General features: G+C 73.6%; 11 protein-coding genes. 9 read left to right on the top strand and 2 right to left on the bottom strand.

Annotated features, from left to right (window positions below; translation table 11 throughout):
- Positions 1–84: 84 nt before the first annotated feature.
- Positions 85–1,242 carry an acyl-CoA dehydrogenase family protein gene (locus ACFV4P_RS17125; RefSeq protein WP_380471828.1) on the bottom strand — a complete coding sequence of 386 codons (1,158 nt, stop codon included), beginning with the start codon at positions 1,240–1,242 and terminating at the stop codon, positions 85–87.
- Positions 1,243–1,666: 424 nt separating this feature from the next.
- Between ACFV4P_RS17125 and ACFV4P_RS17120 the strand changes: the two genes are divergently transcribed.
- From ACFV4P_RS17120 to ACFV4P_RS17085, 8 genes are all read left to right on the top strand, one after another.
- Positions 1,667–3,619: an ATP-binding protein gene (locus ACFV4P_RS17120; protein WP_380471826.1), complete on the top strand. Its 1,953-nt coding sequence runs from the start codon at positions 1,667–1,669 to the stop codon at positions 3,617–3,619.
- Entirely contained in the window at positions 3,616–5,949 is a 2,334-nt protein-coding gene (locus ACFV4P_RS17115) for a tetratricopeptide repeat protein (RefSeq protein WP_380471824.1), read from the top strand. Before ACFV4P_RS17120 ends, ACFV4P_RS17115 begins: the two co-directional genes overlap by 4 nt.
- 154 nt (positions 5,950–6,103) lie before the next feature.
- Positions 6,104–6,658 carry a Uma2 family endonuclease gene (locus ACFV4P_RS17110; protein ID WP_073807581.1) on the top strand — a complete coding sequence of 185 codons (555 nt, stop codon included), beginning with the start codon at positions 6,104–6,106 and terminating at the stop codon, positions 6,656–6,658.
- A 124-nt stretch (positions 6,659–6,782) separates the two neighbouring features.
- Entirely contained in the window at positions 6,783–8,501 is a 1,719-nt protein-coding gene (locus ACFV4P_RS17105; RefSeq protein WP_380471822.1) for a threonine/serine exporter ThrE family protein, read from the top strand.
- Positions 8,502–8,550: 49 nt separating this feature from the next.
- Positions 8,551–9,507, top strand: coding sequence for a hypothetical protein (locus ACFV4P_RS17100; RefSeq protein WP_380471821.1), 957 nt, complete (start codon positions 8,551–8,553; stop codon positions 9,505–9,507).
- Between the two features lie 370 nt (positions 9,508–9,877).
- On the top strand, positions 9,878–11,122 hold the full coding sequence (locus tag ACFV4P_RS17095) for a C40 family peptidase (RefSeq protein WP_380471819.1): 1,245 nt from the start codon (positions 9,878–9,880) through the stop codon (positions 11,120–11,122).
- A gap of 105 nt (positions 11,123–11,227) precedes the next feature.
- Positions 11,228–12,250 (top strand): GNAT family N-acetyltransferase, encoded by a 1,023-nt coding sequence (locus ACFV4P_RS17090; RefSeq protein ID WP_380471817.1) that lies wholly within the window; start codon positions 11,228–11,230, stop codon positions 12,248–12,250.
- Positions 12,251–12,528: 278 nt separating this feature from the next.
- Positions 12,529–13,821 carry a GNAT family N-acetyltransferase gene (locus ACFV4P_RS17085; protein WP_380471815.1) on the top strand — a complete coding sequence of 431 codons (1,293 nt, stop codon included), beginning with the start codon at positions 12,529–12,531 and terminating at the stop codon, positions 13,819–13,821.
- 6 nt (positions 13,822–13,827) lie between these two features.
- Here ACFV4P_RS17085 and ACFV4P_RS17080 read toward each other — a convergent pair whose 3' ends face one another.
- Positions 13,828–14,610: a TetR/AcrR family transcriptional regulator gene (locus tag ACFV4P_RS17080; RefSeq protein ID WP_073807590.1), complete on the bottom strand. Its 783-nt coding sequence runs from the start codon at positions 14,608–14,610 to the stop codon at positions 13,828–13,830.
- A 359-nt stretch (positions 14,611–14,969) separates the two neighbouring features.
- Here ACFV4P_RS17080 and ACFV4P_RS17075 point away from each other — a divergent pair, with 359 nt between their 5' ends.
- Complete coding sequence (locus ACFV4P_RS17075) at positions 14,970–15,464, top strand: GNAT family N-acetyltransferase (protein WP_380471813.1); 495 nt, start codon at positions 14,970–14,972, stop codon at positions 15,462–15,464.
- Positions 15,465–16,274: the final 810 nt, after the last annotated feature.

Here is a 16,274-nt window from a genome sequence, read left to right as displayed (position 1 = left end):
GGGGAGGCCTGCGGGCGCTCGCCGAGACCGGCACCGGCCCGGACCGGGTGCCCGCCTCCGTCGTGTCCGCGGGCCCGAAGTGCCTTACAGGCCGAGCGACTTGGCGATGATGGTGCGCATGACCTCGCTGGTGCCGCCGTAGATCCGGAACACCCGGTTGTCGGTGTAGAGGCGGGCGATCGGGTACTCCAGGATGTAGCCGTAACCGCCGTGCAGCTGGAGGCACTTGTCGATCACCTCGGAGGCCGACTCGGTGCAGAACAGCTTGGCCGCGGCGGCGTCCGCCACCGTCAGCTCGCCGTTCTGGTACAGCTCCAGCGCCTGGTCGACCATGGCCTGCTGGGCGAGCACCTGGGCCTGGCAGTCGGCCAGCGAGAACTTGGTGTTCTGGAACTCGGCGACGGCCTTGCCGAACACCTTGCGGTCCTTGACGTACTTCACCGCGAACTGCACCGCGGCGGCCGCCGAGGCGTACGCGCCGACCGCGATCGCCAGGCGCTCCTGCACCAGGTTGTGGGTCAGGTAGGAGAACGCCTTGCCCTCCTCGCCGAGCAGGTTCTCCACCGGGACCTTCACGTCGGTGAAGGACAGCTCGGCGGTGTCCGAGGTGCGCAGGCCGATCTTCTGCAGCTTGCGGCCGACCGAGTAGCCCTCGGAGGCGGTGTCCACGCACAGGATGGACAGGCCGGCCCGGCGGTCCGCCGGGTCGTACGGCGCGGTGCGGCAGACCACCAGGACCAGGTCGGCCAGCACGCCGCCGGTGATGAAGGTCTTGGCGCCGTTGAGCACGTAGTGGGTGCCGTCGACGGACAGCTTCGCGGTGGTGGCGATGCCGGCCAGGTCGGAGCCCGCGCCCGGCTCGGTCATCGCGATCGCGGTCATGATGTCGCCGGTGACGAAGCCGGGCAGCCAGCGCTGCTTCTGCTCCTCGGTGGCGTACTCCATCAGGTACGGCAGCACCAGGCCGGTGTGCACGCCGGAGGAGCCGAAGGTGACGCCCGCGCGGGCGGTCTCCTCGTAGATCACCGCCTGGTACTTGAAGCCGGTCTCGCCGGCGCCGCCGTACTCCTCCGGGACCTCGATGCCGAAGACGCCGAGCTCGCCCAGCTTGCGGTAGAAGTCCCGCGGCGGGTGGCCGGCCTCCTCCCAGCTCTCGTAGGCCGGGACGACCTCGTTCGCGATGAAGTCCCGGATGGTCTCCCGGAACGCCTCGTGATCCTCGTTGTACACAGTGCGGCGCACGGTGCGCTCCCTTCGGGCGGGCGGCTGGACGCGCAGTCAAGTTAATCGCCGGTAGCTTCCGCTGTCCAGGGTCGCCGACGCCCCGCCGGACCGCCATCGCCCGAGGTCAGCCGAATCGCCGACGGACGGCGGGTGCGAGGTGGTCGAGGTCGACCCGGGTGGGGGCAACCCGCCGATCGCATACGCGCGGAGCCTGCACGGCTAATTCGTCCGGGGGTGGTCTCCCTGCAAACTGGTGCGAAAGTCGCACGGATGGTCGGCCACCGTTTCGGGCGGGTCGGTAAATGGCGTGGGATTTCGGCAGGTTGGCGGGATTCCGGACGATCGCCCGGGCGGCGGGCCGGAGTTGACCGAGTATCGACAGGAAGAAGGGAATGCCGAAAACAGTGGTCGCCTGATTGTCGTACTGGCACACTGGGGCCTCATGTCTGATGGCCTTCCCCCCGTTTCCGGCGCCGACGGAAGTGGCGTCGAATTCCCCGCGTCCGAGAAGTCGGAGAATCTCCGCACCACGGAGGTCGACCTCGGCGGCCTGGTGGGCGTGCTCGCCACGCACCTCTACTCGACACCACTGGTGGCGCTGCGCGAACTCGTGCAGAACGCCCACGACTCGCACACCCGGCGCAGGCTGGAGGACCCGGAGGGCGACTACCGGCCACTGATCCGGGTGACCGGCGACCCGGCCGCGCGGACGGTGGCGATCGAGGACAACGGGGCCGGACTGACCGAACCCGAGATCCACGCCTACCTGGCCACCGTCGGCACCGGCTACACCCGGATGCTGCGCGACCTGACCGGCAACCAGGAACTCATCGGCGCGTTCGGACTGGGCTTCCTCTCCGCGTTCTCGGTCGCCGAGGAGGTGACCGTCACCACCGCCTCGCACCGCGAACCGCACGCCGCGCACACCTACCGCAGCCGCGGCGGCGAGCAGTACAGCGTCGAGGCGGCCCCGCCCCGGCCTGCGCCCGGCACCGTGGTGACGCTCCGGCTCAAGCCCGAGCACGCCCACCTCGCCGACCAGGAGGCGCTGCGCGAAGTCCTCGCCCGGTACTGCGTGCTGCTGCCCATCGAGGTGTTCGTCGGCGACGACGAGCAGGCCGTCAACACCGTCGTGGTGCCCTGGCGGCAGGACGTCCCCGGCTCGCCCCACCTGCACCGGATGCGCTTCGCCACGGCCTTCGCCCGCAGCTTCGAACCGCTCACCGCCTTCCCCGTGCAGCCCGCCGACGACCGCTCCGACGCCGTCGGCCTGCTCTGGGTGCAGGACGGCGGCACCTACGGCTCCACCGACAACCGCGACCTCGCCGTCTACCTGCGCGGCATGCTGCTCGCCGACGACGCCCGCGACCTGCTGCCCAGCTGGGCCGGCTTCATCGGCGGCGTCGTCGAGTCCACCCGCCTCACCCCCACCGCCAGCCGCGAGGACCTCCAGCGCGACGAGCACTACCGGGCCCTCCAGCAGGTCCTCGCCGACGCCATCGTCGACGGCCTGTACGAGACCGCCCGGCTGCACCCCGCCGCCTGGCGGCGGATCCTCACCCGGCACGGCCAGGAACTGCTCGGCGCCGCCCTCTGCGACGACCGGCTGTTCACCCTGCTCGCCGACGACGTCCCCGTCCCCACCTCGCAGGGCGAACTCACCGCCGGCGCCCTGCGCGCCGCCGGCGACGGCGCCGTGCACGTCGCCCTCGGCAGCGGCGGCGGCTTCGAGGAGATGCTGTACCGCGCCATGCAGGTGCCGATCGCCCGCGGCGACCGGTACGCCGTCCTGCCGTTCCTGCGCCGCTACGCGCAGCTGCGGGACTGCCGGATCGTCGAACTCGGCAGCGAGAGCGGCAACCGCGAACTGTTCCGCGCCCCCGACCTGCCGCTGCCCGCCGAACAGCACGCCTGGCTGAGCGCCGCCCTCACCGACGACGGCGAACAGCTCGTCCCGGCCCGCTTCGACCCGCCCGGCCTGCCGCTGGTGCTGGTGCCCGACCGCGAGGCCGAGCTCAAGGCCCGGATCGAGGACGACCGGGCCGACGCCCGCATCCCGTCCGCCGCGCTGCGCCTGGCCCGGGCGTTCACCGCCCGCACCGACGGCACCGTCAAGGCCCGGCTCTACCTCAACCTGGCCTCGCCCGCCGTGCGCGACCTGCTCGCCGCCTACCGCGACGGCCACACCGGGGCCGCCACCGCCGCCGCGCTGCTGCGCTCGCTCAAGGTGATCATGGCGGCGGCCTCCGGGTCGGCCGGCGGCGACCTGACCGCAGCCCTCGGCGGCATCTCCACGGCGGTCGCCGCGCTCACCGCCGCCGTCCCCGCCGACGGCCTGTCGGTGGTGCCCGACACCATCTCCGCAGACACTCCGCAGGGGGACGAGGAACGATGACCACCGACATCTGGTCCTGGGTGCACGACACCCACCGCCAACTCGTCGAGTCCGGCCAGCACCGGCTGGCCGACGCGCTCGCCGAGATCGCCGGCCACGCCGTCGAGGGCCGCAACGAGCAGCTCGACGCCATGTACCCCGAGGCGCTGGCCTCCGCCCGCGCCCTCGGCCTGCCCTGGGTCGAGGTCTTCCTGCGGCACTGGCGGCTGCAGAACCTGCTGAACAAGCGCAACCAGGGCGAGGCCGCGATGTCCGAGGCGGTGTCGCTGCTGGAGTTCGCACACCGCGAGGAGACCGCCTCCTGCCCCCAATCGGTGTGCGCCGTCCAGGACTTCACCATCTGCCACGCCAACATCGACGGCCCCGGCTACGTCCCCGAGCGGCTCGCCGTGCTGGAGGAGACCCTGGAACGGGTCGAACCGGCCAGGGCCTGCTTCGACTGCCTGTCCCGGGAGTACGCCGACACCCTGGAGGACGACGGCCGCCCCGCCGACGCGCTGACCCACCTCGACCGCGCGCAGACCCGGATCCGGGCGGCCGGCGAACAGGTCTCGCTGGCCTTCGTGCACAGCCGCACCTCCGCCCTGCACCGGCTCGGCCGGCACCAGGAGGCCCTGGACGCCTACGACACCGCCGAGCGCGCCCACGTCGCCGCCGGGCACCGCCTCGACGACGACGACCGCCGCAAGCTCCGGGTCGGCCGCGCCCTCCAGCACGCCGCCCTCGGCCGCGCCGCGACCGCCCTCGAACTGCTGCCCGCCGCCGAAGAGGCCGACCGCTACCCCGACATCCGCCACCGCTGGACCGCCGCCGTCGAACTGCTGGTCGCCGCAGGGGAGTTCCCCAACGACGCCGCGCTCGGCGCCCGGCTCGCCGAGTGGGCCGGCGAACTCGACGCCGCCGGCTCGCACCGCCCCTGCCTCACCACCGTGCTGTCCGCCGGCCGGCTCGCCCTCGCCCGCGGCGCCCGCGAGGTCGCCCGCACCCTGGCCCGCACCGGCGCGCGCAAGCTCGGCCAACTGCGCCGCACCGACGGCGTCGCCGAACAGGTCGCCGACCTGCTGGCCGCCGCCGAAGCCCTGCCGCACCCCGAACTTCCCGTCCCCGTGGGCGAGTTGCCGCAGTGGCTGGCCGAGAACCGCCCCGAGCCGGAGACCGGCGCCGACCTGCTGGCCGCCGCCCTCGCCATCGCCGAGGCGCCCGACACCGTCCTGGTGCTCAACCTGGCCGGCGCGCTCGGCGCCCTCGGCCACACCCGCGCCGTCACCGAACTGCTCTGGGCCCAACTCGAACTCGACCCCGGCAGCGACTACCTCACCGGCATGCTCGGCCAGCTGCTGATCGACGCCCAGGACGGCGACGGCATCGACCGGCTCGCCGACCGGCTCTCCGCCGACCCCGGCGACGCGCACTGGCTGCGCGCCCGCTGGGCCGCCGCCCAGGGCCGCTGGGCCGAGGTCGGCGAACAGTGCGCCGCCGTCCTCGCCCACGAGCCGGACGCCCTCAACACCCGCCGCCTCGCCGCCACCGCCGCCACCCGCCGCGGCGACCACGCCGAGGCCCAGCGGCTCTACCAGGAACTCCTGGAACACGCCCTCGACCCCGCCGAGGCCGGCGAGGACGAGCAGCACCGCACCGTCCAGCCCCCCGACCTGTGGCACCTGATCACCGCCGCCACCGCCAACCGCGACTGGGCGGCCGTTCGCGCCGCCGGAGCCCGCCTCGACATCGAGTTCGACGCCGACAGCGGCCCGGTCGACGAGGAGTGGCAGCTGATCGAGATCCGCGCCCCCCGCCACAACGGCACCACCGTCGACCTGCCCGCGCTGCGCACCGGCCCGGCCACCGCCCGGGTGCTGCCGGTGCTCGGCGACGACCACGACCTCAACCACGGCGACGTCGTGGTGTTCTCGCCCGCCGTGCTCAACGACCGCCCCGAGCCCGGCCAGGAGGACGACTGGCACCCGGTCTTCGAACACCTCGCCCTGCTCGACCCGGCCGGCTTCACCACCTACTGGATCGACGGCTGCTGCCCCGACGACGACACCTGGTACACCCTGCGCGGCGCCCTCCAGGAAGCCGGGTACGCGGTGTGGGCCTACAGCGGCGACCAGTACCGGGTCACCGACCCGCACCACGAGGACGAGACCCTGCCCGGCGTCTACGCCGCGCTCGGCGTCCCGCCGACCGCCTCCGCCAAGGAGGCCGACACCCTCCTCACCGACCTCACCGCCCACTGGCCCCACCCCCTCGCCTGGCCCGCCCTCGCCGACGCCGCCGGCGTCGACCCGGACCGACACCGGAAGATCGTCGAGGACTACGGCCTGTAGCCCGCACCACCGCCGCCCTTGGTTCGGAACTCCCGGACCACGGGCGGGCACAGCCCTGCTCCCGGAACGCGTCGGCCTGTCGGTCGGGAGGGACAGGTACGGTGGGAATCTCAGGCGTCTGGACGGACACCACACGCGAGCGAGGGAGCCGGGCATGAGTGCACAGCCGATCGCGTACGGCGACGTGGACCACGAGGCGGCGCTGAAGTACGCGGTGCAGCTCATCGACGACCGGTGGGCCCAGGTCATCGAGGGGCGGATCGTTCTGATGTCACCGATGTGGGACCACGAACGGCTCGTCGCCCGGATCCGCCGACAGCTCGACGCCCGGGTCGACGAGCTCGGCTGCGTGAGCGGATCCGGCAACCTCGACCTGCCAGGGTCCCCGAACTGGTACCTGGCCGACATCGCCGTCGTCCCGGACGACCTCGCCGCCGGAGCCGGCGCGCTCACTCCCGACCAGACCCTGCTGGTTGTCGAGGTCACCTCCGAGTCCAATGGCGACACCGACCGCGTCACCAAGCGCAAGCGCTATGCCCAGTACGGCGCGCCGCTGTACCTGCTCGCCGACCGGCAGAGCCGCGAGTGCACCCTGTTCTCCGAGCCCCACGACCTGGGCTACGCAGTGGTGGACGGTCCGCACCCGTTCGGTGTGGCGATCAGGCTGCCGGAGCCGTTCGGGCTGGTGCTGGACACCTCGAGGTTCTGAGGTCGTTCCAGCTCGGCCCGACGGGAGTGGGCACCCCTTGTTCGCACCGGCGGGGTCGATCGGGCAAGGTGGAGCCAGTAGGCAGCCCGACCGGGCGGCTGCCGGGGTGGCGGAGGAAAGCACCGTGTCCGAACGCAAGCCGGAGGGCGCACCTGCGCAGGAGGCGCCGCCCACCGAAGGGCTGCTCGGTCCGGACGCCCCGCCCATCGAACGGACCGTCAGCGTCCCGCACGCACCCGAGCCCGCGCAGACCGAGGGGCTGCTCGGGCACACGGCCGCCCAGGAGGCCGCCGAGGCCGTCCGCGTCCGCAACCCGCTCGCCCAGGACACCCTCACCCCCGAGGAGTGGAACGCCGCCGGCTACACCCCCGCGTACGGCCTGGACCTGACCGAACTGCACAAGGGCGCCCCCGGCGACGCCCCCTGGCCGGACCGGATGCGCACCCTGCTGCGCACGCCGATGGCCGAGCGCCCCGCCTTCGAACGCACCCCGCGCGAACTGCACCCGGCCGCCGGCGCGCAGACCCAGCGCAACGTGCCCCGCATCCTCGACCTGTCGTTGCGCATCGGCGAACTGCTGCTGGCCAGCGGCGAGGCCGCCGAGGACGTGGAGGCCGCGATGCTGGGCATCGCCCACGCCTACCGCCTCGACCACTGCGAACCGCAGGTCACCTTCACCCTGATCTCGATCTCCCACCAGCCCTCGCTGATCGACCCGCCGGTCACCGCGGACCGGGTGGTGCGCCGCCGTACCTCCGACTACACGCGGCTGGCCGCCGTGTACGAGCTGGTCGCCGACATCACCGCGGAGAAGGTGACCGTCAACGACGCCTACCGGCGGCTCGCCGAGATCCGCCGCAACCGGCACCCGTACCCGGCCTGGCTGCTGTCGATGGCCACCGGGCTGCTGGCCGGCGCGGCGTCGTTCCTGGTCGGCGGGAGGGTCGACAGCAAGGCCTGGCTGGTGTTCGGCGCCGCGTTCGCCGCCGCCGTGGTCGGCGACCGGCTGGCCTCGTTCATCGCCCGCCGCGGGCTGCCCGAGTTCTACCAGTTCGTGATCGCCGCGATGCCCGCCGCGCTCTGCGGCATCCTGCTCTCCTTCAACGAGCTGCACCTGCGCGGCTCCGTGGTGATCACCGGTGGGCTGTTCGCGCTGCTGCCCGGACGCGCCATGGTCGCCGCCGTGCAGGACGGCCTGACCGGCTTCTACATCACCGCCGCCGCCCGGTTGCTGGAGGTGATGTACCTGGTCGCGGGCATCGTCATCGGCGTGATGCTGGTGCTGTACATCGGCGTCAACTACAACGCCAAGCTGCGGCCCGACGAGTCGATCGGCGGCACCACCTCGCCGCCGGTCCAGCTGCTCGCCGCGATGGTGCTGGCGCTGGCCTTCGCGATGCTGCTGCAGACCGACCGGCGCTCGCTGCCGATGGTGGTGCTGAACGCCGGCATCGGCTGGTCCACGTACGGCGTGCTGGTCTACAACGCCGGGATCTCGGCGATCGTCGCCACCGGCCTGGCCGCCGGCCTGGTCGGCCTGTTCGGCCAGTTGCTGGCCCGCTTCCAGGCGTCCTCCGCGCTGCCGTACGTGACCGCCGCGATGGGCCCGCTGATGCCCGGTTCGGCGCTGTACCTGGGCATGCTGGCGTTCGCCCAGGGCCACCCCTCCAGCGGACTGGTCTCCGCCAGCCGGGCCGTCGCGCTGGCGCTGGCGCTGGCCATCGGCGTCAACCTCGGCGGCGAGGTGGCCCGGCTGTTCCTGAAGAACCCCGGCGCCAGCGACCGCGACGCCCCGCACCTGCTGATCCCGCGCCGGGCCGCGAAACGCACCCGAGGCTTCTGACCCGGCGGCCCCGCGGACGAACCGAACCCGAGATCGAAGGCACCACCCGATGCTCAGCGCACTGCTCGACGGCTACCGCCACCACATCGTGGACGCCCACAAGCAGCCCCTGTTCCTGCTGCTGGTCGGGTTCATCTCGTCCTTCGTGTTCATCCGCTTCAGCACCCGGATGATCCGCGCCGAGGTCCGCTGGTGGCCCGGCAACATCACCCCCGGCGGGCTGCACATCCACCACATGGTGTTCGGCCTGGGCTTCCTGCTGCTCGGCGGCATCGGCGTCTTCGCCACCAACGGCGGCCACCCCTGGATCGACTGGTTCGGCCTGTCCTTCGGCATCGGCTGCGGCCTGGTGCTGGACGAGTTCGCGCTGATCCTCCACCTGGACGACGTCTACTGGAGCGAACAGGGCCGCAAGTCGGTGGACGCGGTGATCCTCGGCATCCTGCTCACCGCACTGCTGCTCACCGGGTACGTGCCGCTCGGCCTGGTGCCCAACCAGAGCACCCGCTGGGGCGTGGTCGCGGTGATCGCCGGAAACGCGCTGGTCAGCCTGATCGCGCTGCTCAAGGGCAAGGTGTGGACGGGACTGCTCGGCATCATGGTGCCCGGCCTGTCCTGGATCGGCGCGATCCGGCTGGCCCGCCCGTCCAGCCCCTGGGCGCGCTGGCGGTACGCCGACCGGCCCCGCCGGATGGCCCGCGCCGCCCGGCGCGAACGGCGGCTGCACGCCCGGACGGACCGGGCGCGCACCTGGCTGTTCGACCTGATCGCCGGGGCGCCCGACAAGGTGCCGGCCGGCCACCCCAAGGCGCACGCGGTGGCCGAGCGGATGGCCGCCCGGGCGCTGGCCCACCGCCCCACCGCACTGCCGCCCGGCGGCCGGCGGGCCGCCGCGCCCGCCACCGACCCGGCCCGGCGGGCCCGCGCCCAGCGCCGCCGCCGCACCGTCCGGGCCGGGCGGCCACGCACCACCGCGACCGGCAAGCCGCCGCAGCGGGCGCGCTGACACGGCGGCGGGACGCGGGCCGGGCGGGCCGTCGACGGGCGGTGCGGCCGGGCGGGCCTTCGGCGGGCGGTGCGGCCGGGCGGTCGGTGGTGCGGCCGGGCGGGCGGTGCCGCCGGACGGTCGGCGCGCTGATGCGGCGTCGGATGGCGGAGCGGGCAGCATACGGCCGGTAGGGTTCGTGGCCGACCCACCTGCTTCGGGCGGCCCCGTCTTCCGACAATCGGACATCTCACTCGGGTGGCTGCACGGCGATGGCGCTGACACCGCGTCAGGTCTGAGAATCTGACGACGCGTGACCGAATTGTCACGTGATGGGACAGTCGGTCGATTCCTCCGGTCGATTGTCAGACCGTGCCGAGGAAGGACCGTCATGCCGCGCAGACTCCTCCCCGCCCTCCTCCTCGCCTCCGCCGCCCTGCTCACCCTGCTGCCCGCCGCGAGCGCCCCCGCCGCCGTCCCCGCCGTCCGGCTCGCCGACGACCCGGACGACGAGGCGTACCCGTCCGCCGAGGAGGTCGCCAGGGCCAAGGCCGACGCCGACGCCAAGGCCGCCGACGCCACCGCCCTGGAGGCCAAGCTCGCCGCCGCCCGCACCGACCTCGACCGGGCCGGGCAGGTCGCCGAGCAGGCCGTCGAGGTGTACAACGGCGCCCTCGCCCGGCTGGCCAAGGCCCAGCAGGCGGCGAAGGCCGCCGCCGGCCGCTCCGTCGCCGCCGAGGCCGCCCGCGTCCGGGCCGCCGACCGGGCCGCCGGGCTGGTCGCCGAGATGTACCGGCAGGGCGCCTCCCCGCAACTCGCCGCACTGGACGCCCTGTTGGGCTCCCGTGGCCCCGCCGAGCTGTCCGCGCAGGCCACCGCCGTCGGCATCGCCGGCGCCCAGACCCGGCAGATCCTCGACGACGCCACCGGCACGGCGAAGGCCGCCGCCCGCGCCGCCGCCGAGGCCCGCGCCGCCGAGGCGACCGCCCGGACTGCCGCCGACACCGTCCGCACCGCCAAGGACGCCGCCCAGCGGCGGCTCGCCGACCAGGAACGCCAGGTCGCCGAGATCGGCAGACGCCAGGAGGCCCTGCTCGCCGAACTCGCCGCGGCCCGCGACACCAGCGTCGACCTCGAACGCCAACGCCAGGAGGCGCTGGACGAGATCGCCCGCCGCGAGGCCGAGGAGGCCGCCCGCCGCGCCGAGGCCGAACGCGCCGCCGCCGCGGCCCACCTGCACCCCGTCCCCGACCGCGAACAGCCCTGGTCCGCCGAGGGCGCGGCGTCCGCCATCGAGTTCGCCCGCTCGGTCATCGGCCTGCCCTACATCTGGGGCGGCGAAGGCCCGCAGGGCTACGACTGCTCCGGCCTGACGATGATGGCCTGGCGCAAGGGCGGCAAGAACCTCACCCACTTCGCCGCCGACCAGTACGCCGAATCCACTCCCGTCAGCCACGACCACCTCCGGCCCGGAGACCTGGTCTTCTGGACCAAGACCGGCCGCGCCGCCGACATCTACCACGTCGCCATCTACATCGGCGACGACCAGATGATCGAGGCCCCCCGCCCCGGCACCGACATCAAACAGGCCAGCCTCTGGATCATGGGCCGCCCCGACTTCTACGCCCGCCCCTGACCGGATCGGCAGAAGTCCGCCCGGACTCCGTGCGGGTGCCGCACACTGAAGCCGGTGGTTCACGAACCGACCGCTTCACGGCGCCGCAGCGAACACGGAGATCCGGTGACCCTCGACATACAGCCGCTCGACCCGGACCACGCCTCCGAGCGGCAGTTGGCCGACTACCACGCGATGCGGGCGGCGGCCGTGGCGGTGGACTTCCCCGAGGACCCGCCGCTGACCTACGCGTCGGCGATCGGCCGCCTGCGCACCCCGCCGGTCGAGGACGGGCCCTGCCGCTTCTGGATCGGCGCCCTGGACGGACGCCTGGCCGGTTCGGTCCGGGTGGCGCTGCCCGAGGACTCCAACAGCGGGATCGCCCAGGTCGAGGTCCACGTGCACCCGGAACTGCGGCGTCGCGGCGTCGGAACCGCGCTGCTGCGGGCCGCGATGCCCGCCGTGCTGGCGGCCGGGCGCGACATCGTCATCGGCCAGCCGATGAAGCCGGACTCCGCGGGCGCCGGGTGGGCGGCGGGCCTCGGGTTCGAGGTGACGCACAGCATGGTGATGCAGGTCCTGCTGTTCGCGGAGACTCCCGCCCGGCTGTGGGAGGTGCCCGTCCCGGCCGGCTACCGGCTGGAGCAGTGGACGGGGGCGACGCCCGAGCGGCTCGTCGAGTCCTTCGCCGCGGCCCGGCAGGCCATCGAGGACGCCCCGTCGGGCCGGACCGCCTACCGGCCGACCCGGTGGACCCCGGAGCGGATCCGCGAGGCCGACCGCGAGCTGGCGGAGGCCGGCGCGGAGCAGCGGGTCGTCGTCGCCGTCGAGGCCGCAACGGGGCAGGTCGTCGGCGTCCACGTCGTGCACAACTACCCGCACCGCCGGGAGATCGGCTACATCCACGACACCTCCGTACCGGCCGCGCACCGCGGGCACGGGCTCGGCCTGGCGATGAAGGCCGCCATGTCGCGCCGGATCGCCGACGAGCGGCCGGACATGGAGCGCATCTGCACCACCACGGCCACCGTCAACACCCACATGATCGGCATCAACCACGCGCTCGGCTACGAGACGGCCCGGACCATGGACTGGGTCGAGACCGCGACGGCGGGCCTCGCCGGGAGGCTGGCGGAGCAGAATCGGTGAGCGGCGGCCCGCCGGTCCGCCCGGAGCCAATTGACCGGCGCGTACTGCTTCTTGAGCGCGTTGCCGGCGCGGGCCGGGCCGGCCGGGGCGGTCCCCACCGCGGCGGGGAGGGCGGTCAGGTCGGCGGGGAGGGCGGTCAGGTCGGCGGTGGCGAACCGGGCGCGTTCATGGCGGGCGTGGTTCCCATTGCCGAGGACGGCTTCTGACGTGGCGTCGGAGGGCGGCGGGCGGAGGGAAATTCGGGTGACGGGTACCGGGGCCGGACGTACCGTGGCCGGATGGGCAACGACACGCAGCAACCCGCTGACCAGGGCATTGAGATCCGGCCGATCACCCGTGACGAACTCACCGTGTGGGACAGGGCGATCGCCCGGGGCTTCCTGCGGCCGCACGTCGCGGTCGCCAAGGAGTGGCGCGAGATCATCTTCGAACCGGGGCGGATGCAGGCGGCGTTCGACCACTCCGGCCCGACGCCGGAGGGGCCGCGCTGCGTGGCCACCTTCCTCAGCTACGACACCGAGCTGACCGTCCCCGGCGGCGCCCGGCTGGCGGTGGACGCGGTCACCGGCGTCACCGTCAACTCCACGCACCGCCGGCGCGGCCTGCTCAGCCGCATGATGCGCAACGACCTGGAGGCCGCCCGGGAGCGCGGCCTGCCCGCCGCGATCCTGATCGCCGCCGAGTACAACATCTACGGCCGCTTCGGCTTCGGCCCCGCCACCCGCGGCGGCGGCTGGCGGGTGGACGTGCTGCGCAGCGGCGGCCTGCGGGCCGGACTGCCCGTCCACGAGGGGCACCGGATCGACTTCGTCACCCTGGAGGAGGTCCGCACGTACGGCCCCGAGCTGCATGAACGCTGGCAGGGCACGCAGCCCGGCGCGATCGGCCGCCCGGCGCGCTGGTGGCAGCTGCGCACCGGCGAGATCGACCTGCCCGGCTTCGACTGGAAGGAAGGATTCACCGCCCTCCACCGCACCGCCGACGGCACCGTCACCGGCCTGATCAACTACACCGTCGACGAGAAGTTCGACGGTGCCTACCCGGACTGTCCGCTGAACGTCCGGGACTTCCTCGCGCTCGACCAGCAGACCGCCAACGCGCTGTGGAAGCTCGCGTTCTCCGTCGACTGGGTGCGTCACGTGGTCGTCCCCGCCACGCGGCCCGACGACCCGCTGCCGCTGCTGCTGAACGACCCGCGCGGCGCCCGCCCGCACGAGGAAGACTCCGACTTCACCTGGCTGCGCCTGCTCGACCTGCCCGCCGCGTTCGCCGCCCGCAGCTACCGGGCCGCCGGCCGCCTGGTGCTGGACGTCACCGACCCGTATGGCTGGACGACCGGCCGCTGGGCGCTGGAGACCGCCACCGACGGCACCGGCCGACTTGTGCCGACCGAGGACGCGGCCGACCTGGCACTCGGCGTCGGTGCGCTCGGCACCCTCTACCTGGGCGCCGAGACCGCCACCCGGCTCGCCGACGCCGCGCTCCTCACCGAGCTCGCCCCGGGGGCCGCCGCCCGGGCGGACGCGCTGTTCCGCGCGGCCCGTGCCCCCTGGAACCCCGACAGCTTCTGACCGGCCCTATTCGGCGGGAGGCTGCTTGACGGCGGTCTTTCCGATGGTCGGCAGAATGAAATCCTGAATGAGCCCCTTGGCGTCCCGGACGATCGGCCGGAATATCCGGTAACGGGAGAGGTTGATCACCCGGGCCGCCATGGGGGTCGACCGGCGGACGAATTCCCGGGTGCGCTCGGTGTCCTCGGTGCGGTCGAAGACCCAGTAGAGGACGACGACCATCAGGTGCAGCCACAGGACGTCGGGCAGCAGCTCGACCAGCTCGGCGTCCAGCTTGGGGGCGAGTTCGGAACCCTGCAGGACCTCGCGGAACAGCTCGACCGCCGTGGCCCGGGCCGGGTGGGACTCGTTGGAGAACGGGCTGAGCGAGCTGGTCGGGTCGGCGGCAGTGCGGAAGAACTGCGCGGAGAACTCGTGGTACGGGGCCGCCGTGTCGAGCCAGGAATTCAGTGCGATTTCCAGCCGGGTGGCGAAATCGCGGGTATTTGCCATGCGCTTCCTGGCGTCCGCCGCATGGTCGTACGTCATTCGGTCGTAGAAACCCTGAATGAGAAATTCTTTTGCCGAGAAGTAGTAATACGCATTTCCGACCGAGACGCCCGCCTCGGCGGCGATCGCCCGCATCGTGGTCTTCTCGTAGCCGCGTTCCTGGAACATCCGCATCGCGGTCTCCAGGATCAGGGCCCGAGTGGCCTCGCTCTTGTCGGTCTTCGGTTGGGCCCGGCCGCCGGCAAGTTCGGCGGCGGGCACGCCGGTGCCCGGGTCGTTCCGGTCGCTCGCGCTCTCCACGCCGTCCGACCCTACCGGGCCCCCGTCGGGCCGTTCCCGGTCGTTTCCTGGCACCTTCGCCCCGCCTGCCATTCGCTTCGCCCCAGTAGTCAGCTGTGAAAAACGAGCCTAGCCCGGACCGGGACAACTCCGGACCGGGAGGGCGAAACGGTACCGGACGGGCGGCCCCGGTGCCCCCCAGCACCGGCGTGCCACCCCCCTGCCCCCCGACCTGCCGTCCACCGCCCCCCCCTGGCGGGCGGACGGACCCCTCCTCGGCCGGGAGTCCTGCGATTTCGAACGCGTTCAAAATCGCTCGTGGATGACTCTAGGGCACTTCTTGAACGTGTTCAACCCCCGGCGTGTGGAAAGCTGACGACATGCCCGCCACCCTGCGCGAAGGCGGCGCACCCGACGCCGCCGCCGTCGCCGCCCTGCTGACCGCCAGCCGCCGCAGCGCCTACGCCGGACTCGTCCCGGACGCGGCACTCGCCGCCGACAGCACGCAGACGATGCTCTGGGAACTGCGCCTCGCCGCGGACTACGGACCGCCCGCCGACACCCCCACCCTGCTGCTCGCCGAAGACCCGGACGGCACCCTCGCCGGCTTCGCCTACCTCGTCCCGGACAGCGGGGTCGTCCGCCTGGAACAACTCCACGTCCACCCCGACCGCACCGGCGCCGGCCTCGGCACCCGCCTGCTGCACGCCGCCCTCGCCCGCCACCCCGAACGGCCCGTCCGCCTCGACGTCCTGGCCGCCAACCACCGCGCGATCGCCTTCTACGAACGCCACGGCGGCCGCCGCACCGGCCACGGCACCGCCCACTTCCCGGACGGGACGGCGCTGGGGGAGTACGAGTACGGCTGGCGCTAGCCGCTGCGCGCGGCGGGCTCCACGGGGGGCGGGCGGGCCGCGTGGGGGTGCGTGGCGCTGTGCGCGGCCGGCCGTGCGGCATTGGATCGGGTGTGGGGCGAGGGCCGGGGGCCGCGTGCGGGTGGCGCTGCGCGCGGCCGGCTCCGCGCGGCGTTGGGTTGGGGGTGGGCGAGGGCCGGGGTGCGTTGGCGCTGTGCGCAGCTGGTTCCGTGCGGCATTGGATCGGGCGTGAGCGAGGGTTGGGCGGTGTGGGCCGGGGGCCGGGGTGCGTGGCGCTGCGCGCGGCGGGCTCCACGGGCCGGGAGCCGGGGGCGGGTGGCGCTGCGTGCGGCTGGTTTCGTGCGGCGTTGGATTGGGGGTGGGCGAGGGCCGGGTGGTGCGGGCGGGGGTCGGGGTTGGTGGCGCTGCGCGCGGTCGGCTTCGCACGGAAGCCGGCGGCGGATACCAGGGCGCGTCGGTCCGAGCCGGGGTTGGCGCAGGGCACGGCGGACGTCCGGCGCTGCGCGCCTGCCCACTGCGCGTCGCTCTGAAGCGGGCCGCAGGCTGTGTGCGTGGCCGGTGCTCGATCGGTCGGTCGTTCCGTCCGGGCCCAGGTTTGTGCGGGCAGCGGCGGGCGTTCGGCGTCGCTGCGCGCCTGCTCGCTGGGCCCTGACTCGAGGCGTGGTCGCTCGTTGTCCGCCAGCTCGCCGCTGCGCGGCTGGTTCGCTGCGCGTTCGCCGCTGCGCGGCTGGTTCGCTGCGCGTTCGCCGCTGCGCGGCTGGTTCGCTGCGCGTTCGCCGCTGCGCGGCTGGTTCGCTGCGCGTTCGCCGC

This window comes from Kitasatospora sp. NPDC059795 (assembly GCF_042732175.1).
Taxonomy (GTDB): domain Bacteria; phylum Actinomycetota; class Actinomycetes; order Streptomycetales; family Streptomycetaceae; genus Kitasatospora.
Note: the sequence above shows the minus strand (reverse complement) of the source record. Positions and strands in the feature narration are given on the sequence as shown.